The organism is Streptomyces sp. NPDC053665 (genome assembly GCF_055585285.1).
Genome location: NZ_JBVJKK010000009.1, coordinates 145,914 through 165,395, shown reverse-complemented (window position 1 = coordinate 165,395; position 19,482 = coordinate 145,914). Strand labels below are relative to the sequence as shown.

Annotated in this window: 13 protein-coding genes; 5 read left to right on the top strand and 8 right to left on the bottom strand. The window is 73.0% G+C overall.

What is annotated here, in order from left to right; all coding sequences use genetic code 11:
- Positions 1-6: 6 nt before the first annotated feature.
- The 5 genes from ACZ6ZN_RS30680 to ACZ6ZN_RS30660 all read right to left on the bottom strand — a co-directional run bounded on the left by ACZ6ZN_RS30680 (position 7) and on the right by ACZ6ZN_RS30660 (position 11,712).
- The gene (locus ACZ6ZN_RS30680; protein WP_469651299.1) at positions 7-7,857 is read right to left on the bottom strand and encodes an amino acid adenylation domain-containing protein; all 7,851 of its coding nucleotides are present in this window, start codon (positions 7,855-7,857) and stop codon (positions 7-9) included.
- A gap of 248 nt (positions 7,858-8,105) precedes the next feature.
- Entirely contained in the window at positions 8,106-8,447 is a 342-nt protein-coding gene (locus ACZ6ZN_RS30675; protein WP_469651297.1) for an antibiotic biosynthesis monooxygenase family protein, read from the bottom strand.
- A complete protein-coding gene (locus ACZ6ZN_RS30670; protein ID WP_469651294.1) occupies positions 8,438-9,856 on the bottom strand; it encodes an FAD-dependent oxidoreductase in 1,419 nt (472 codons plus the stop codon). The genes ACZ6ZN_RS30675 and ACZ6ZN_RS30670 overlap by 10 nt, the downstream gene beginning before the upstream one ends.
- A gap of 67 nt (positions 9,857-9,923) precedes the next feature.
- Positions 9,924-10,958 carry an isocitrate/isopropylmalate dehydrogenase family protein gene (locus ACZ6ZN_RS30665; RefSeq protein ID WP_469651291.1) on the bottom strand — a complete coding sequence of 345 codons (1,035 nt, stop codon included), beginning with the start codon at positions 10,956-10,958 and terminating at the stop codon, positions 9,924-9,926.
- A 7-nt stretch (positions 10,959-10,965) separates the two neighbouring features.
- Positions 10,966-11,712 (bottom strand): thioesterase II family protein, encoded by a 747-nt coding sequence (locus ACZ6ZN_RS30660; protein WP_469651288.1) that lies wholly within the window; start codon positions 11,710-11,712, stop codon positions 10,966-10,968.
- A 379-nt stretch (positions 11,713-12,091) separates the two neighbouring features.
- On the opposite strand from ACZ6ZN_RS30660, the gene ACZ6ZN_RS30655 reads away from it, so the two are divergent.
- Complete coding sequence (locus tag ACZ6ZN_RS30655; protein WP_469651374.1) at positions 12,092-13,684, top strand: (2,3-dihydroxybenzoyl)adenylate synthase; 1,593 nt, start codon at positions 12,092-12,094, stop codon at positions 13,682-13,684.
- A gap of 265 nt (positions 13,685-13,949) precedes the next feature.
- The gene (locus ACZ6ZN_RS30650; RefSeq protein WP_469651285.1) at positions 13,950-14,234 is read left to right on the top strand and encodes a hypothetical protein; all 285 of its coding nucleotides are present in this window, start codon (positions 13,950-13,952) and stop codon (positions 14,232-14,234) included.
- A 56-nt stretch (positions 14,235-14,290) separates the two neighbouring features.
- Here the strand turns inward: ACZ6ZN_RS30650 and ACZ6ZN_RS30645 are convergent, their stop codons facing one another.
- Positions 14,291-14,833 (bottom strand): nuclear transport factor 2 family protein, encoded by a 543-nt coding sequence (locus ACZ6ZN_RS30645; RefSeq protein WP_469651282.1) that lies wholly within the window; start codon positions 14,831-14,833, stop codon positions 14,291-14,293.
- A 17-nt stretch (positions 14,834-14,850) separates the two neighbouring features.
- Positions 14,851-15,312, bottom strand: coding sequence for a nuclear transport factor 2 family protein (locus ACZ6ZN_RS30640; protein WP_469651279.1), 462 nt, complete (start codon positions 15,310-15,312; stop codon positions 14,851-14,853).
- A 199-nt stretch (positions 15,313-15,511) separates the two neighbouring features.
- On the opposite strand from ACZ6ZN_RS30640, the gene ACZ6ZN_RS30635 reads away from it, so the two are divergent.
- Both ACZ6ZN_RS30635 and ACZ6ZN_RS30630 read left to right on the top strand, forming a co-directional pair.
- Positions 15,512-15,799 (top strand): antibiotic biosynthesis monooxygenase family protein, encoded by a 288-nt coding sequence (locus ACZ6ZN_RS30635; RefSeq protein ID WP_469651276.1) that lies wholly within the window; start codon positions 15,512-15,514, stop codon positions 15,797-15,799.
- Positions 15,799-17,304 carry an FAD-dependent oxidoreductase gene (locus ACZ6ZN_RS30630; RefSeq protein WP_469651275.1) on the top strand — a complete coding sequence of 502 codons (1,506 nt, stop codon included), beginning with the start codon at positions 15,799-15,801 and terminating at the stop codon, positions 17,302-17,304. The genes ACZ6ZN_RS30635 and ACZ6ZN_RS30630 overlap by 1 nt, the downstream gene beginning before the upstream one ends.
- A 168-nt stretch (positions 17,305-17,472) precedes the next feature.
- Here ACZ6ZN_RS30630 and ACZ6ZN_RS30625 read toward each other — a convergent pair whose 3' ends face one another.
- On the bottom strand, positions 17,473-18,471 hold the full coding sequence (locus ACZ6ZN_RS30625) for a YdcF family protein (RefSeq protein ID WP_469651272.1): 999 nt from the start codon (positions 18,469-18,471) through the stop codon (positions 17,473-17,475).
- Positions 18,472-18,652: 181 nt separating this feature from the next.
- Here ACZ6ZN_RS30625 and ACZ6ZN_RS30620 point away from each other — a divergent pair, with 181 nt between their 5' ends.
- The gene (locus tag ACZ6ZN_RS30620) at positions 18,653-19,471 is read left to right on the top strand and encodes a class I SAM-dependent methyltransferase (RefSeq protein ID WP_469651269.1); all 819 of its coding nucleotides are present in this window, start codon (positions 18,653-18,655) and stop codon (positions 19,469-19,471) included.
- Positions 19,472-19,482: the final 11 nt, after the last annotated feature.

The following is a 19,482-nucleotide window of genomic DNA, read 5'->3' as shown; positions in this document are numbered from 1 at the left end:
TTTCTCCTACCTTTCGGTCATTCTCCGCAGCGGCATTCGAGTGGAGGTCGCCATCTCGTCCCAGCGGGCGGTCAGTTCGGCGACGGTCGGCGCGGTGAAGAGGATGCTCATCGGGATGTCCACGCCCATTTCCGCGCGCACCCGGGCCACCAGCCGGGTGGCCATCAGGGAATGGCCGCCCAGAAGGAAGAAGTCGTCGTCCAGGCCGACGCGTTCGGCGCCCAGAACCTCGGCGAACAAGGCGCACAACGTCTCTTCCCGGGGTGTGCGGGGAGGCCGGTACTCGTCCCCGGCGAACTCCGGGCGGGGCAGGGCGGAACGGTCGAGTTTTCCGTTGGGGGTCAGGGGCAGTTCGGTGAGGGTCACGAACGCGGCCGGGATCATGTAGGCCGGAAGCCGCTGTCCCACCACCTCCCGCAGCAGCGCCGTGGTGGGTTCGGCGCCCGCCTCCGGCACCACGTACGCCACCAGCCGGCGGTCCCCCGGGCGGTCCTCCCGGGCGATGACGGCGGCGCGGCGCACCGCGGGATGGCGGGTCAGGGTGTGCTCGACCTCGGCGGGCTCGATCCGGTGACCGCGTAGTTTGATCTGGTGGTCGGAGCGGCCGAGGTACTCGACCTCGCCCGCGGCCGTCCAGCGGGCGAGGTCCCCGCTGCGGTACATCCGGGTGCCCGGTGGACCGAACGGGCAGGCCACGAACCGCTCCGCGGTCATGCCCGGCCTGTTGTGGTACCCGCGGGCCAGGCCCTCGCCGGCGATCCAGAGGTCGCCGGTGGCGCCGGGCGGTACGGGGCGCAGTGCCCGGTCGAGGACGAGGATCCGGGTGCCGGCGACGGGGCCGCCGACGGAGGGAGGCATGCCGCGGCCGCCGGGGAGCACACGGGCGGCGGTGGCGTAGACGGTGGTCTCGGTCGGGCCGTAGAGGTTGGTGACCTCCGCGGCGTGCCGGGACAGGGTCTCGGCGAGTGCCAGCGGCAGGGCCTCGCCGGTGGAGATCACCCTCAGCCCCGCCAGGCAGTCGGGCGCGTGGGTGGCGAGGCTCTGCCAGAGCGCCGGGGTGGCCTGCATGACGGTGACACGGGACTGCCGGACGAGGTCCAGCAGCGCCGTCGGCTGGGTGATGTCGTCCTTGCCGGCCAGGACGACCCGGCCGCCGGTGAGCAGCGGCAGGAAGAGTTCCAGCGCGGCGATGTCGAACGCGACGGTGGCGCAGGCCAGCAGCCGGTCGTCCGGGGTGAGGGCGAAACGCTTCTGCATACCGGTCAGCAGGATCGCCAGCGCGCCGTGCCGGACCACCACGCCCTTGGGCGTGCCGGTGGAGCCGGACGTGTAGATGACGTAGGCGGCGTGGTCGGCGCCGAGCGGTACGCGCGGGCCGCGGGCGGGGTGCGGGGACCGGTCGGTCAGGTCCACCGAAGCCAGCCGCTTCTCGTCGAGGACCAGGACCGGTGCGCTGTCCTCGACCACGGCCCGCACCCGGGCGGCCGGATACTCCGGGTCCACCGGCACGTACGTGCCGCCGGCCTTCCACACGGCCAGCAGGGCGACCACCAGGTCGGTCGAGCGCGGCAGCAGCACCACGACCCGGGACTCCGGGCCCACGCCCCGCCCGGCCAGCCAGTGCGCCAGCCGGCCGGACCGCTCCTCCAGTTCCCGGTAGGTCAGCCGGTGCCCGCGGAACTCGGCACAGACGGTCTCGGGCGTCCGGGCCGCCTGGGCGGCGATCAGTTCGGGAACGGTCCGCCCAGGGGGCGTGACCGCCGTGTCGTTCCAGCCGTGCAGCACCTGTTCGCGCTCGGCGCCGGACAGCACGTCGAGGGCGCCGGCAGTGGGCGGCGAGCCGGCGGCGAACTGCCGCAGGATCCGCACCAGCCGGTCGGCGAGCGCCTCCACGGCGGTCCGCCCGAAGACGTTGCGGCGGTACTGGAAGGAGATCCGCAGCAGCGGGTCGGCCGCCGCGATGACGGTGAGCGGATAGTGGGGCGGGGCGTACGGGCGGATACCCGCCACCACCGGTCGCGCCGATCCGGGTGCCGCTGATGTGAGTTCCGCCGATCCGGGTTCCGCCGATCCCGGGCGCGCCGATGCGTCCGCCGCCGGGTGACCGGTCCGGTCGACCGGGAACGACTCGAACACCACCAGTGTGTCGAACAGTTCGTTCAGCCCGGTCGCCCGCTGGATGTCGGCGAGTCCCACGTGATGGTGGTCGAGCAGCCCGGCCTGGGCGTCCTGGAGCCGTCGCAGCACCTCCGGAACGGCGTCGGCCGGTGCCCACCGCACCCGCACCGGCACCGTGTTGATGAACAGACCGATCGTGCCGGCCGCACCGGGCAGCCCGGTGGGCCGGCCGGCGACCGTGGCACCGAACAGCACGTCCTCGCTGCCGGTGAGCTGGGCCAGCACCATGGCCCAGGCGCCTTGCACCAGGGTGTTGGTGGTGACGCCCCACTCGGCGGCGCGGCGCGCCAGGGCGGTGGTGTCCTCGCCGGTCAGCGGCACGTCGATCTGCCCGCTGCCGCTGTCGGCGGGCCGGGCACCGGGTGTCGTCGGCGCCAGCAGGGTCGGCTGCGTCACACCCGCCAGTTCGCGGGCCCAGGCGCGGGCGGACTGTGCCGTGTCCTGGTGTGTGAGCCAGCTCAGGAAGTCCCGGTACCCGTGCGAGCGCACGGCGCGTCCGGTGTCGTCGGCCGCGTACAGGTCCATCAGCTCTCGTCCGATGAGCGGCACGGACCAGCCGTCGAGCAGTACGTGATGGGCGGTGAGGGCCAGTTCGGCGTGCCGGGGGCCGAGGGTGACGAGGGTCAGGCGCAGCAGTGGCGGGCTGTCCGGGTGGAACCGGGCGTCGCGCTCCCCGGCGAGGATCTCTTCCAGCCGCTCGGCCGCGTCGTCCTCGCCGGTGAGGTCGAGGTGCCGCCAGGGCAGCGGGACGTCGTCCACGACGATCTGCACGGGTGCACCGGTGGCGCCCGGCTGGAACGCGACCCGCAGGTTCGGGTGCCGGTCGAGCAGGGCCTGGCCCGCCGCCCGCAGGCGCCCGGGGTCGACACCGCCCTCGAGCCGGTAGACGAACTGCGTCTGGTACGCCTCGGACGCGCTGCTCGCGAGCATCGTGTGGTAGAGCAGCCCGTCCTGCAACGGGGTGAGCGGCCACACGTCGCTGACGCGTCCGAAGCGTCCTTGCCAGTCGTCCAGAGCCTCCTGGCCGACGGTGACCAGCGGGACGTCGGACGGGGTCAGACCCCGTCCCCCGGCTGCGACCAGGTCCCGCAGGCCGCGCAGGGCGGCGCACCAGGTCCGGGACAGGGCGCGGACCTCGTCGGCCGTCAGCACCCCGGTGGCGTAGGTGAACAGGGCGGTGAGGCGGGCGTCGTCGCCGGTCCCGGTCACCAGGGCATTCAGTTCCAGCGCGCTGGGGGCCGGCATGTCCGCGGCCGGTGCGGCGACCAGCTCGGCGCATTCCGGCGCCGGGATCCAGCCGGAGCCTTCGGTGGAGTCCTGGCCGGGCACCGGCTCCGGGCGTTCGAAGGTGAAGCGCCCCAGGAAGTTGAAGCCGATGTCGTCCGCCGGGTGGGGACGCAGTATTTCGCCGGTGTCGTCGTTGACGTAGCGCAGCAGGGTGTAGCCGATGCCGCCGTCGGGCAGGGCCCGCCGCTGCTCCTTCACCCGCTTCAGGGCGTCTCCGGCGGCTGCCGCCCCGGTGATCGCGGCGTCCACGTCGATCCCGGAGACGTCGAGGCGTACGGGGGTGACCGTGGTGAACCACCCGACCGTGCGGGACAGGTCCGCGCCGGGCACCAGCTCCTCCTGCCGGCCGTGCCCCTCCAGCCGCACGACCGCCGTGCCGTCGGTGAGGCCCCGGCGGCGCCGGGCCAGCGCGAGGACGAGGGCGGTGAGCAGGACGTCGTCGGCGCCGCTGCCGTAGGCCGCGGGCACGGAGGTCAGGAGCGCGTCCGTGAGGTCGGCGGGGAGTTCCACCCGGACGGTGCGGGTGGTGGAGGTGACGTCCCGGGCGGGGTCGAGCGGCCGGGAGCCGACGGGTGCGACGGGGGCCGCGAGCAGCTCGCGCCACCACGCCGCCTCCGCCACCCGCTCGGGGCGGGCCGCTTCCTCGGCCAGGGCGTGCAGCCAGCCCCGCAGAGAGGTGCCCACCCGCGGCAGTACGGGAGTGCGGCCGTCCCGGACCTGCCGCCAGGCGGCGGCCAGGTCGGGCAGCAGTATCCGCCAGGACAAGCCGTCGACGACCAGGTGGTGGGCCGCGACCAGCAGGCGCCCGGGCCCGCCCGCGGTCCCTGGGAACCACACCAGCCGCAGCATCCGCCCGGCGCGGGCGTCGATGTGCCGCACGGCCTCGGCGGCGCGGGCGCGCAGCAGGGTCTGCCACGCCTCGCCGCCCCAGTCCCCCGTGCAGTCGACCCGGTCGATGAGGGCACCGGCGTCCACCGTGCCGGGCGGTTGCACCAGGAGGCCGTCGTCCGTCAACCGTGAGCGCAGGACGTCGTGCCCGTCGAGCACGCAGCGCAGGGCCTCGGTGAGGTCGTGGAGGTCCACGGCCTCGGGCAGCTCCAGCACCAGCCACTGGGCGAGGCGGTCCAGGCCCGGGCCCCGCTCGGCGTGGAGCCGGGCCATGGGCGGCAGCGGCAGCAGGCCGACGCCCCCGCCCTCCGGTTCGGCGAGGGCGGCCGGGGCGTCGGTACGGCTCGCCGCCTGTGCCAGCGCGGCGACGGTTCGGCAGTCGAAGACGGTGCGCGGACTGAGGGCGAGGCCACCGGCGCGGGCGCGGGCCACCACCTGGATCGCCCGGATGCTGTCGCCGCCCAGGGCGAAGAAGTCGTCGTCCACCCCGATGTCGCTCAGACCGAGCACCTCGGCGAAAGCGGCCGCCAGGAGGCTCTCCTCCCGGGTCGTGGGCGGACGGTGGGCCCGGCGGGTGATCTCCGGCTCGGGCAGCCCGGCCCGGTCGAGTTTGCCGTTCGCGGTCATCGGCAGGCGGTCGAGTGCGACGAACGCCGCGGGCACGAGGTGGGCGGGCAGCCGCGCGGCCACGAAGCCCCGCAGTTCGGCGAGGTCCACACCGGCGTGGAGATCCCAGTCGGCGCCGGCCGGGCGGCTGCCGCCGGCGGTCACCGGGACGATGTAGGCGACGAGTTGGGCGGCTGCGTCCGCGCCCCGGCCGGGCCGGGCGACGACCGCCGCCCGCAGCACCGCGGGATGGCCGGTCAGCGTGTCCTCGATCTCCTGGGGCTCGACCCGGAAGCCGCGGATCTTCACCTGGTGGTCGGCGCGACCGGCGAACTCCAGCTCCCCCTGGGCGTTCCACCGCGCCAGGTCGCCCGTGCGGTACATGCGCCGCCCGGGTTCACCGAAGGGGCAGGCCACGAAGCGCTCCGCGGTGAGGCCGGGGCGGTCGTGGTAGCCCCGGGCGAGTCCGGCGCCCGCGATGTAGAGGTCGCCGTGGACGCCGGGCGGCAGCGGTCGCAGCCGGCTGTCGAGGACGTAGAGCGCGGTGTTCCAGATCGGGGTCCCGATCGGGACGGTGCGCGCCCCGGGCCGGTATTCCCAGGCGGTGACGTCCACGGCCGCCTCGGTGGGCCCGTACAGGTTGTGCAGCGGTACGCCGAAGGTGCGGTGGAAGCGCGCGGCCAGTTCGGCCGGCAGCGCCTCTCCGCTGCACACGACGCGGCGCAGCCCCGTGCAAGCGGCGGCCGCTTCGTCGGTGACGAACTCCGCGAGCATCGACGGGACGAAGTGCGCCGTCGTGACGCCGGCCCGCCGGATCAGCTCGGCGAGGTAGTCCGGGTCGCGGTGCCCGTCCGGTCTGGCGATCACCAGGGTCGCGCCGGTGATCAGCGGCCAGAAGAACTCCCAGACGGACACGTCGAACGAGGCGGAGGTCTTCTGCAGGACCCGGTCGGTGCCGTCGAGGCGGAAGCGGTCCTGCATCCAGAGCAGCCGGTTGACGATCGCGGCGTGTGTGACGACGACGCCCTTGGGTCGTCCGGTCGACCCCGACGTGTAGATCATGTAGGCGGGGTGGTCGACACTGTGCGCGGCGGGGGCGACGGGCCCTTCGGCGGGCGGGACGTCGTCGACCAGGAGCACGGGGACGTCCGTGGGGGGCAGCCGGTCCGCCGTGTCCTTGGCCGTCAGCAGCAGGGCGGGCCGGGCGTCGGCGAGCATGAAGGCGACCCGCGCGGCCGGGTAGTCCGGGTCGACCGGCAGGTAGGCGGCGCCCGCCCTGAGGACCGCGATCAGCGCGACGACCAGTTCCGGGGAGCGGGGCACCGCGACGGCCACGCACCGCTCGGGTCCGGCGCCGCGCTCGGTGAGCAGGCGCGCGAGCCGGCCGGACCTCTCGGCCAGTTCCCGGTAGGTCGTCGGGGATCCTTCCCACAGCAGCGCGACGGCGTCCGGGGTGGCGCGGGCCTGCCGGTCCAGCAGTTCGGTCAAGGTCACCGGCGGCGTGGGCACGGTGGGACCGGCGTACTCGGTGAGCAGCGCGCGCTGCTCGCAGGGGTGCAGCGCGGTGACGGTCCCGACCGGGGCCCGTGGGTCGGCCAGGGCCCTCCGCAGGAACATCGTGAACCGGTCCGCGAGCCCGGCGATGTCCTGCTGGTCGTACTCGGTGCGCGGCGCGTCGAACCGGACGTACAGGTCGCTGCCGGCCCGTCCGTCGGTGTAGACGCAGATCATCACCTCGTCGATCACGCCGAAGGTGCCTCCGGCGAAGCGGGCGGTGGCGCCCGCCAGGTCGAGCGCCTCGACGGCCGGGAGGACGTTGACGACGGCGCCGAACGGGCTGCGCGCGTCCGCGGGGTGACCGGTCGCCCGTTTGATCAGGGAGATGTCGTGCCGGGCGTGCCGCAGGACACGGCGCCGCTCCCGGCCGAGCGCCTCGGCCAGTTCCACGAAGTCGGCCTCGGGGTCCACCCGCGAGCCCAGCGGCACCCGGTTGGAGAGCAGGCCGAGGGAGCGGCGTAGCGCGCCGACGCGGTGGTTGACGGTGATGGTCAGCAGCGGCTCGGCCAGACCGCACATGTGCCCCAGGAACGCGGTGGCTGCCGAGGCGATCAGATCCGGCACCGAGGTCCCGGTCGCGCGGGAGGCGCGCTCCCAGTCGGCGAGTTCGGCGGCCGGGACCGTCGTGGTGCGGGTGGACATGCCCTGCGGTTCGGTGAGGCCGTCCCAGTACCCGGGCTCGCCGCCGGCGGCGCCCGCGGGCGGACGGACACCGGCGGGCAGACGGGCGGCGGGCAGGTCACCGGCGAGGTAGTCGGGCCAGAACCGCTCGGCGTCGGCGAACCGCTTCGACGTCCGGTAGGCGGCGTCCTTGTCCGCCGCGTCCTGCGGCGGGTTCGGTGCGCCGGCGGGCACCGCCGAGCCGGCGCGCAGCGCCCGGTAGATCTCGGCGATCCGCCCCGACAGCAGGGTGAGGACGCCGAACGCGTCGGTGAGGATGTGGTGGAAGACGAGCACGAGCAGGTGGCGTCCGGGGCCCAGCCGGATGGAGCCCGTCCGCAGCAGCGCGTCCTCGGCCAGGTCGAAGGGCCGGCGCACGAGGTCGGCGACGACGGCGCGGGCCGCGTCGGCCGGATCGGCGGCGTCGCCGACGTCGAGGCGGAACGGCTGCCATTCCGAGAGGTCCCGGGCGACCGGCCGCAACTCGTCGTCGTCCCGGCGGAAGTTCACCTTCAGCGCGTCGGCCTCCGCCACCGCCGCCCGCAGAGCGTCGGCGAGCAGGGCGGTGTCCAGGTCGCCGTCGATGTCCCAGAGGGTCGCCACGTTGTTCGGCACCTCAGGGCTGAACTCCTGCGCGAGCCACATGGCTTCCTGCGCGGATGTGACTCCGGTACAACCCATCCAGATGCCCCCAGCACAGTGGTTTCCCGGTCAACGGCCCCTTGCCGTGCCCGATGCTTGTCGTGGTCCAGGTGGTCGAACAACCGCGATGAAAGATGTTGGCCAGAGATCGAGAAGGAATTGGCCACCATCCGAAATTTCCGCGCCATGCGACGCCGGTCGGGGCCTGTTCGGCGCCCGCCCCGGGTGTTGCCGCAGCACGCCCTCCGCCCGCGTTGCCGGAGGGCCTCACGCCGGTCCGCCCGGGCCTAGTGGCGCGACTCCTCGGCTGTCCCGGCCCGGCTCCGGTTGTCGTGGCCGCTGGTACGGATCACCTGCGCGACGGTCAACTCGTAGGAGTCGTACCAGTGTTCGCGGCCCATGCGCTGCGCCACCCGGTGCTCGGGGTCGCGCCGCCACTTGTCGAGTGTCTCCCCGTCGCGCCACATCATGACGGCGAGACGTTCACCGTCCTCCCCGGTGTAGTGCTTCACCTCCACCGGATCGGACCCGGCGATCGCGCGGACCCGCTCCTGCATCCGCTCCTCGGTCGCCTCGTACTCCTCACCGGCCTGCTCGGACAGGTGCGACTTGAACAGGATCACGAACATCCGGAGTCCTCCAGGGTTGCTGTGGTCGGGGCGTGGACGCAGGCGCGCAGCCGGTCGTCGGGCACCGACACCAGTCCGGTGCCGTGCCGGGCCAGCAGGTCCGCCACGAGCCGGTCCAGCCGCCGGTCGTCACGCAGTACGGAGGCGTAGCCCTCCTCGGTGAAGGCGCACCGCTCGTACAGCGGGACGAACCGGTCGGGGAAGAGGGCCGTCAGCCGCCCGCGCAGCACATCCGCCGCACTCTCCTCGCGCGGAGGGTTGGCCATGGTGAAGTAGTGCCGGTAGGAGAGTTCGGAGATGGCGTGGGCGTCCTCGGTGCGCGACGTCTCGTAGGCGGCCAGGCCCGCCGACGGGTCGGAGGTTGCGTCGAGGCAGTCGACGAGGACACGGGCGTCCTCGAAGCCGCAGTTCATGCCGTGTCCCATGAAGGGCGCCATCGCGTGACAGGAGTCGCCGAGCAGCGCGAAGGTGTCGCGCCAGACCCACCGGTCGCAGTGGACGGCCGTCAGGGTGGAGACCGCCTTGGTGGCGAGTTGTTCCTCGATGTCGGGGATGATGCCGGTCAGTTCGGGGAAGTGGGCGGCGAACAGCGCGGACAGCTCCTGGCCGCCGCGGGCCGCCGCGTAGGACGGGGCGGGGCCGTCGCGGCGCATGAACAGGGAGCCGGAGAGCTTCCCCGACGGCAGGGGGTGGGCGGCGAACATGGCCTGCCCGCTGGGCCAGTAGTGCGTGATGTCCGGCTCCAGCCGGCCGGCCGGCACGTCGATCTCCTGGTACGCCAGGTCCAGTGTGCGCACCTCGATCCGGGCGCCGCGCGTCTGGAGGGCGGCCCGGGTGGCGGAGTGCGCGCCGTCGCAGCCGAGGATGCGGCGGCACGTCAGCCGGTGGGTGCCGTGCCGGTCCTCCACCTGCACCGCGGGACGGTCCAGGTCCACGGAACGCACGCGCTGCCCGAAGCGGATGCTCACACCGGGGGTTGCCTCGGCCGCGTCCAGCAGGATCCGGTGCAGCCGGCGGCGCTCAACGGCCCAGATCGGCCGGCCGTCCCGGCTGTAGGGGGTCATCCGTGTCCGGCCGTCGGGCAGGTGCCCGCACCGTCCGTGCAGGGGGACGCATATCCGGCGTACGGCGTCCGCGACGCCGAGGTCCGACAGGGCGCGCCAGCCGCGTGCCGACAGCATCACGACGAGGGACCGGCGCTGCGGGCCGGGGTCGGCCCTGGGGTCCGGCCGCTTCTCCAGGACGGTGACGGGTCCGAACCGGGGGGCGAGATAGCACGCCGCGACCGCGCCGACCAGACCGGCGCCCACGATGACGGTCTCCGGGCTGCGGTCCGTGCGGGTCGTTGTGTTCTCGGCCGTGGAGGGGGTGCCGTTCCCGTCCGTGCGGCCCGTGCCGGTGCCGTTCATGCTGTTCCCGCCCCTCGTCCGTTGGCTCCGCCCGTCGATGCACGGGCGTCCGTGCGTCCGCGCCCGGTCATGGCCGCCGCAGTTCCGCCAGGACCGCGGCACCCACCTCCTTCGTGCCGAGAGGCCCGCCGAGATCGGGGGTGACACGGCCGGCCGCCACGGCCGCGGCGACCGCCCGGCGCACGGCGTCCGCCTCCTCGTTCCGGCCCAGGTGCTCGGCGAGCAGCGCCACGGAGAGGATCGCCCCGAACGGGTTGGCGGTGCCGCTGCCCGCGATGTCGGGGGCGCTGCCGTGCACGGGCTCGAACAGGGCTCGTCCCGTCACCGGATTGAGGTTGGCGGACGCCGCGACGCCCAGGCCGCCGGCGAGCGCGGCCGTGAGGTCGCTCAGGATGTCGCCGTAGGAGTTGTTGGTGACGATGACGTCGAAGCCGGTCGGGTCGGTGGCCAGGCGCAGCGCGGCGGTGTCCACGTAGAGGTGGGACGTCGCGATGTGCGGGTGCCGAGCCACCGCCTCGCCCCAGCACCGCTGCCACAACTGCCCGCCGTTGCGGACGGCGTTGGCCTTGTCGACGAGGCACACCGACCTGCGTGCCACGGAGAAGGCGAACTCCAGCACACGTGACACCCCGTGGCGGGTGCTGAGGTCCACATCCACGGCGATCTCCTCGGGTGTCCCGGTCCGAGCACCGCCGCCGATGCCGCTGTAGAGCCCCTCGGTGTTCTCCCTGACGATCACGCAGTCGATCGCCCTGCGGGCCGGGTCGCGCAGCGGGCTGAGCCTGTCGTGCCAGAGTCTGGCGGGCCGGTAGTTGACGTACAGGTCCAGTTCGAGACGCAGGGTGGTGAGGACACCGCGCACGTACGGTGTGTCGCCGAGCCGGGGGTCGCCGACCGCGCCGAGGAGCGCCGCCTCGCTTGACTTGATCCGGTCGAGGTCGGAGCTTGTCAGGGCCTCCCCGGTGCGCAGGTATGTGTCCGCGTTGACGTGGTCGAGGATGTCGGTGCGCGTCCCGAGGCCGAGTGCGTCGAGGACGTCCAGGGCCGGCTCGATCACCTCCGGGCCGATGCCGTCACCGGGGATCACCGCGATGGTGGTCACGGCCGTCTCACTTCCGGCCCTGGCTGAGCACGTCCTTGACGAGTTCCGCGACGTCGGCCGTCACGTGGAAGTGCCCGCCCGGCCGCACGGTCTCGGTGAAGCCGCCGGTGGTGACGGCCGCCCAGCCCGCCAACTGCTCCTGCTCCACCAGGGGGTCGCCCTCGCCGTGGTAGCAGCGCACGGGGCAGGACAGCGGACGGGTGCCGGGGCGGGGGCGGTAGGTGGCGTGGGCCCGCAGGTCGGAGCGGATGACGGGCAGGAGCAGGTCGCGCAGTTCGGCGTTCCCGGCGACGGCGGGTTCGATGCCGCCCAGTGCGCACAGGGTCGTCCAGAACTCGTCGTCGGGTGCCTTGTAGGTGTCCCTGTCGGTCATCCGGCCGGGTGGCAGAGCCGCGGAGACGCAGAGTGCCCGGGGCCCCTCGCCGGCGTCCCTCAGCAGCAGGGCGGTCTCGTAGGCGACCAGGGCGCCCAGGCTGTGCCCGAAGAGGATGTGATCGCCCGGCGGCAGACGCCGCAGCTCCGCCGCGACGGAGGCGGCCATCGCGGTCACGTCGTCCACCGGGGGCTCCCCGAAGCGGTCGCCGCGGCCCGGGTACTGGACGGCCATCAGGGACACCCCGGGCGGCACCGCGGCGGCCCACTCGCCGAAGGCGATCCCCGAGCCCCCCGAGTGCGGGAAGCACACCACCCGCAGGCCGAGCGGGTCACCGGTGGCCAGCGACCGCACCCATCCGCGCTCCCGTTTCCCGCTCATCCTGTTCGCCCTCCCGGCGGCCGTCGTTCCGTCCGCACCATGTTTGCCACTCGCCGGGGATTCGCACGGCCCACGACAGATGTCGGCAAGAGACCGGGGGGCGGGGCGCCTTGACGCCGACGATGCCAAGGGAGGCGACGCGGCACGGCGCGTGACCGGCGGCCCGGGGCCCGCGGCCCGCGGCCCGCGGCAGGGCCGGTCCGGTTTCGGTCCGGTCCGGTCCGGGTCGGCTCGGTCCGGGTCGGGTCGGTCCGGGTCGGCTCGGTCCGGGTCGGTCCGGGTCGGGGCGAGCGTCCTCCTGGAGCCGACAGGACCGCCATGCCGCTCCGATCGTCACCCCGCTCCACGCCTCGATCGACCTCTGGAAGGGACCGTGACCATGCTTGACGGTTTCGTGCACTGGCCCGAGCACCTCGTGACAGAACTGCGCCGGACCGGAGTCTGGCTCGGCCGGCCGCTCGGCGACCTGCTGCACGAGTCGTGCGAGCGGAACGCCGAGCGGGTGGCCGTGGTGTGCGGCGAACGCCGGATGACCTACGCGGAGTTGGCCCGGCGGGCGGATCGGCTGGCGGGTGGCCTGATCCGCCTGGGCATCAGGCCCCTGGACCGGGTGGTGGTGCAGCTGCCCAACGTCCCCGAGTTCGTCGTCGTGGTCCTCGCCCTGATGCGGGCCGGTGCGATCCCGGTCCTCGCACTGCCGGGTCATCGCCGAGCCGAGATCGCGCACCTGTGCGCGCACTCCGGAGCTGTCGCCTATGTGGTGAAGGACGAGTTCGGCGGGTTCGACTTCCGCACGATCGCCCGGGAGATCGCGCCGGTCCCGCACGTGATCGTCAGCGGTGACGCCCAGGAGTTCACCTCGCTGGAGTCGCTGGAGTCACTGGACGCGAAGGACGTCACGCTGCCCCGCGTGGAAGCGTCCGACCCCGCGCTGTTCCTGCTCTCCGGAGGCACCACCGGGCTGCCGAAGCTGATCCCGCGGACCCATGACGACTACGCGTACGTCATGCGGGCCAGCGCGGAGGCGATGCAGGTGGGCGCGGAGGTGGTGTACCTCGCCGTCAACCCGGTCGCGCACCAGGCGGCCCTGGCCTGCCCGGGCGTCCTCGGCAGCCTCCTGCTGGGCGGCAAGGCGGTCCTCACGTCGAGTGTGCGGCCCGACGACGTCTTCGCGCTGATGCTCCGCGAGGGGGTCACGGTGACCACGGTCGTGCCCTCGGTGCTGCGGCTGTGGACCGACGCCGGGCGCCCGCCCGGGGAACTGTCCCGCCTGCTCATCCAGGTGGGCAGCGCACCGCTCGACCCGGCCCTGGCGCTCCGTGCGGCGAAGACACTGGGCTGCAGGGTGCAGCGGTGGTACGGCATCAGCGAAGGTCTGCTGACCCACACCCGGCTCGACGACCCGGAGGAGGTGGCCGTCGGCACGGACGGCCGGCCCATGTCACCCGGTGACGAGGTGCGCGTCGTCGACGAGAAGGGGAACCCCCTGCCCGACGGGGAAGCCGGCGAAATGCAGGTCCGGGGCCCCTACACGATCCGCGGGTACTACCGCGCCCCCGAGGAGAACGCCCGCTCGTTCACGCCGGACGGCTTCTTCCGCACCGGCGACCTCGTCCGACGCCGCCCGGACGGCAACATCGAGATCGTCGGCAGGATCAAGGACGTGATCAACCGGGCCGGCGAGAAGGTCTCCGCGGAGGAGGTGGAGCGCCAGCTGCGCACCCATCCCGCGGTCCAGGACGCGGCCGTCATCGGCGTGGCGGACACCGTGCTCGGCGAACGGACCTACGCCTTCGTCGTCCTCGACCAGGCCGACGTCCGCCCGTCCGCCATGAAGGAGTTCCTGCGCGGTCGCGGCCTGGCCACGTACAAGATCCCGGACCGGCTGATCCCGGTGCCGCAGCTTCCGCGCACACCGATGGGGAAGGTCGACAAGAAGGCGCTGCGGAAGCTCACACCGGCCGTCGAGTGAAGCGTCGCACGGGCCCTGCGTGTGAGCAGGCTCGATGCTGCCACCGCGTCCGGCGAGCAGGGAGCGTGGTCGGGGTCGCGCGGGCCGTGGCAGGATGAAGGCATGTTGATCCGAAAGGTCGATGCCGCGTAGGCGTCCGGCAGGGTTGCGCGCGGAGCGCTGGCGACCCCGAGGGGGCGGCCCCGTGCGCCGGATCCGCGGGATCTCCGCGGCGACTCGCGCGGCGATCCGGAAGCTGGAGGACGAGCGCCTTCGGCCGGGTGCCGTGGCCGCTGCACTGGCCGAGTGCCAGTGGTACCTGAACCGGCCGGGGCGCGTTCTCCCGGACCCGATGATCGGCTGCGACTGCTGTGATCCGCTGGTCGCGCGCGACCGTCTGGAGGACGTGCTGCTGTGGCTTCCCCTGGGTGCTCGGGCTGATCTCGGCAGGCTCGTGGCCAGGTTGGACGCCGAGTTCGACGGCAGGGCCGGGCCACTCGGTGCTCACCTCGTCCTGTCGGAGCCGTTCGGTGCCTGCGGGCACTGGCGCCGGCACTTCATGGAGAGCTGAGGTCCGGGTGGCCACGCGTCCCGCACGGGGTGCTCGGAGGCCCTGGGTCAGAGGGTTCAGAAGGACAGGTGGTCGAGAGTGATACGACGCTCACGCACCCGCAACCGGCCCCCGCACACGACCAGCACGTCCTCGACGCCCGCACTGGGTCCCGCAGAGGCCACCGGATGCCAAGGACGCACCCGGGTCACCAGTGTGTGGTAGCGGGCGTGCAGCACACCACCGGGCGACTCCTCCACCCACAGCGCGTCGAGCCAGTAACGGCAGCGCACCGGTTCCTCCTCCGAGCGCCGCCCGTACATGCCGGCCAGCGCGGCGGCGATCGCGGCACGGCCCTGGACCCGCGGCACGAGGGGCGCGCACACCAGCACACCGTCCTCCGTGAACGACGCCGCCACTTCACTCAGGCGCGACTCCTGCAACAAGACGGTCTGGCGCGCGTAGAACTGCTGCACCCGCGCATACGACAGCGCGCTCACCCCGCCCTCCACGGCTCCGTCCGGCTCCGGCACGACCGTGGTGGCGGGTGCCGGGACAGCTGCGGCGATGTGGGGCCCGGTGACGGGCAGGGTGGCGGATTCGTCGGTATGGATCGTCATCTCTTCGCCCTCCTGCCTCAGACCAGATCGTCCCGGGTCACCACACGATGGCGTGTGCGCCACTTGCCGCGCACCCGCACCAGCACGTCCTGCATCACGCAGACCCGCACCACCCGGCAACCGCCGTCACGCCCGGTGCCGTACACCAGCGCATAGCAGCGGGTGCGCAACTCGTCCGCGCGGCCCGGCTGGATGTCGAGCATGCCGACGAAATGCCGCAGCCGGTCACCGCTGCGCTCCTGCACAGCCCGATTGCGCCGCACGTTCGCGGCCAGCCCCGCCCGGCCCCGCAGCGGGGCGTCCAGCGTCGGAACGTCGAAGACGGCGTCCTCGGTGAACGTCGCCGCCCAACGCTCGGCCTCATGCCCGTCGAACAGCTGCATCTGATGTGCGTAGAACTGCAGCACCTGCCCGTACAACTCACCGAACCCGACGTGTGGCGGGGCGTGTTGGGGGCGGATCAGAGTGTCGGTCGTCATGGCGGCATCACTCCGTTTCTTCGACTCCCCACACGGTCCCCTCCGCCGATCGAGCACTCTTCGAACCTTCCTCAAGCGATCCGGCAGAGCGTGGAAGGCCCAGTCAGGCGACGAGGCCCCCGGCCGTGCCCGAGCCGCCCGCCCGGCCCTCTCGCCCGACTCCCCCGTTCCGCCACCTCCCCGCCGTCAGGAGCAGACCATGGTGACCTTCGTCAACAAACTGACCGTGCACGGCGACATGGACGCCTTCCTCGCCGTGAAGGACCGGCTGACGGCCTACATGTCGGCCCAGCCCGGCTACGTCAGTCACCAGACGCTGCGCCAGGCCGGACAGCCGAACGTGTACCTGGAGCTGGCCGTTTGGCAGGACGCCACGGCCCACGGCACGGCCGTACGCAGCAGGGAGTTCCAGTCCCTCGTCCACCGCCTGCGTCCGCTGGCCACCCCGGAGCCGGGCCTGTACGAGACGGTCGAGGCGAGCGCGTGATGTTCGGCCCCAGCAGGCCCCAGGCCCTCGTCGTGGGCGCCGGCCCCGCCGGTCTGACCGTCGCCCACGAACTGGCCCGCCGTGGTGTCTCCGTGCGCCTGGTGGATGCCGCCGAGGCACCGGCCATCACCAGTCACACGGTGGCCGTGCAGCCCCGGACGCTCGAGGCGTTCGCGCAGATGGGAGTGGTCGAGGAAGTCCTCGCCCGCGGCAGCACCAGCAGGTCCTTCACCGTCCAGGCCGGCACACGCTCTCCGGTGCGGCTGGTGGCCGACTACTCCTCGCTGCCGACGTCCTACCCGTACACCCTGGCTGCCGCACGGCACGACATCGAGTCAGTGCTGCGTCTGGCCCTGGCCCGCCTCGGCGTGCCCGTCGAGTGGGACACCCGTCCGGGCCGCATCGAGCAGGATCACGATCGGGTCCTGCTGCGCCTTCACCACCAGGGACGCACTCAGGTGGTGGAGACCTCCTGGCTCATCCACTGCGACACCTCGTCCGGCACCACGCCCGAGCATCCGGCCGCCGACCCGTCCGACACCCTCCCGGGCGACAAGCAGGCACCGCCGGAACGCCTCACGCCCGCCAGGCACAGCGACGCACCTGCGCCCACGCCCCTGCGACAGGGCAGGCTGTTCGCCGTCGGAGCCGCCACCCGGCAACACACCCGGTACAACGGGCCGGGCAGCATCAACTCGGGTGTGCAGGACGCACACAACCTCGCCTGGAAGCTCGCCCAGGTCACCCACGGCCACGCCGCACCCGCCCTGCTGGACACGTACCGGCACGAACGTCAGCCCATCGGCAACCCCGCTGCCACCCGCCTGACCACTGTGAAAAGCCTCCTCGCCCGCACCGCGCTGACAGCGGCCCTGCACGCCGCACATCTCGTGCGCCCCCTGCGCAGGGCACTTCAACGCATCCTCCTCAAAGACCTGTCCGGACTCGGCATCCGTCACACCGACTCCCCACTGACCACGTACGACATCCAGCACTACATCTGCGCGATCGGCCCCTTCGTGGCGGCCGGCACCCTTCCCGCCCCGCACACCCGCCCACGCCCCGGCGAACGGCTCACCCACGCCCCCGTGCACCACCCGCACGCCCCCTCCCACCACGCCCTGCACCGCCAACTACGGGACCCTCGCTGGACCCTGCTCCTCGCAGCAGGCGGTCCTCAAACCGGCGACACACCCGAGACCGTCGCGCTCAACGCAGCGCTTCAGTACGGCCCATGGCTGTCCGTCAGGACCCTCACGACCACCCACACCAGCGGACCCCACCCACTGCACGACCCTCACCACCACCTCCACCACGCCCTCGGCCTCGCCCCCGGCAACTGGCTCTTGATACGCCCTGACGCCTACGTCGCGGCCCGGGGCTCACACCTCACCCGGCGCAGCCTCCAGCAAGCCCTCACCCCGCTCGCACCCACTGCCCCCCTCCTCAGCGAAGCGCCTCAGGACCTCCGCCCCCTTACCCAGCCTGACCCGAAGAAGCACTGACAGCAACGTCCGGCGGACCTCCGAGGGCGGTCGCGGTGGTACGCCTTCGTCAGGGCGCCGCGTTCCGAAGGAGTTGTCCAGAAAGCCCATGTGTGCCGATCCTCGGTGACAGTCAGGACGTGCCGCACGCGCGGAGCCGACGGCCGCTCCATGGCGAACGGCAGCGCATCAGTGCTCGAACAGCACGGTCGCCACCGGCACCGTCAGCAGCAGGCTGAGTCCGACCAGGGGCAACCGGTCCAGCCACAGGACGGCGGCGAATTCGCGCAGGGTCGCGGCAAGCCAGTAGGCGGGGGAGGTCGGCGCGCCCACGACGCGTGCGGGCACCCCGACGCGCCGGGCCAGCAGGGTCGTTCGGTATACGTGGAAGCCGCTCGTGACCACCGTGGCACGGCGTCCGGAAGGGGCGCCGTCCACGAGGGCCGCGCTGAAGCGGAGGTTCTGCCCGGTGTTGACGGAGCGGTCCTCCCGCACGATCCGGTCGGCAGGCACCCCCTGTCCGTGCAGATAGTCGGCCATCGCGTCCGCCTCGGAGCGGACCTCGTCGTCGCCCTGGCCGCCCGAGACGACGAACACCACACCCGGTGCCTCCGCGGTGCGGGCGGCGTCGATCGCAAGGGCGCGGTCCAGCCTGCGGGTCAGCAGCGGGCCGGGCCGGTCGCCGTCGAGCCCGGCGCCCAGGACGACGACATGGGTAGTACCCGGCTGCGCGGTGTTACGGCCGTGGACGACCACGTAGCCGGCGAAGACGAGGAAGAGCAGAGTGAGGTATCCCGCTGCCGCGTTCACCGCGACCAGGAACGCACCGAACACCTCGCCGCCGATGGAGAGATGGACCGCGTCGAGGCCGGGCACCGCTAGCAGCGCGCAGCCGGCGGCCGCCGTGGCCAGCAGGGCCGGTTGTGGTCCGTAGCGCCGGACCAGGAGGACGCCATCGGCCAGCAGCAGCAACCCGAGCGTGAGCGCCACGGACACGGCGGCCACCGCGAGGACGGTGGCAAGGGTCGGGTGGGATGCCGCGCTGCGACCGGCCACACCGAGTCCGGCCGAAGTCGCCGCCAGGCAGAACAGGACGGCGGTGGAGAACCGGTGCGGTGCCAGCACGGCGTTGACGACGCCGCCGATGGCGAACACCATCGCGGCCACGTACTCCGGATACTCCGGCATGTGCCGCACCACTCCACTCCCCCGCCGTGTCCCACCGCCCGCGCCGGTACGGACGACTGTGGACCATCCTCGCAGAGCTGTCGTGGTGCGCCGCACGCGGGCGGCACACCCGCCCGACCCGCTTTCGGCAGCAAGGCTCTGTACATCACGTGTGCGCGTACCCATCACTAAAGTACGGCGTATGAGCCAGACTCCCGTCGACCGCATCGACCCCCTCGACCCCGTCGCGCACAACCGCCTCGCCTGGGACCGAGAGGTGGAGGAGGGCAACGAGTGGTCACGGCCGGTCGGTCCCGAGGTGATCGCGGAGGCGCGGGCCGGTCGGTGGTCCATCGTCCTGATCGGGTACGAGCCGGTCGACCCGGCCTGGTTCCCGCAGGAGATCGCCGGTCGTGACGTGCTCTGCCTCGCCTCCGGCGGCGGGCAGCAGGGTCCGGTGCTGGCCGCAGCGGGCGCGCGGGTGACCGTCTTCGACAACTCGCCCCGTCAACTCGCGCAGGACGAGATGGTCGCGGAGCGGGAAGGGCTCGACCTGCGCACCGTGCTCGGCGACGCGCGCGACCTGAGCCCGTTCCCGGACGCCTCGTTCGACCTCGTCGTCCACCCGGTCTCCAACCTGTTCATCCCGGAGCTGGCGCCGGTCTGGCGCGAGTGCCACCGCGTGCTGCGCCCCGGCGGGACACTGCTGTCCGGCTTCCTCAACCCGGACGTCTACCTCTTCGACGCCGAGTCCTTGGAGGCGCGTGGCGAGCTGGTGGTGCGGCACCGCCTCCCCTACAGCGATCTCACCCACCTGGAGCCCGCCGAGCGTGAACGGCTGTGGGGCCTCGACGCGCCCGTGGAGTACAGCCACACACTCACCGAGCAGATCAGCGGGCAGATCGCGGCGGGCTTCGCCATCACCGGCTTCACCGAGGCCCCGCACCACTCGGAGGCCACGGCCGGCTGGCTCCCCGGGTACTTCGCCACCAAGGCGGTCAAGGCCGGCGTCAGCCACTGACCGTTCGCCGG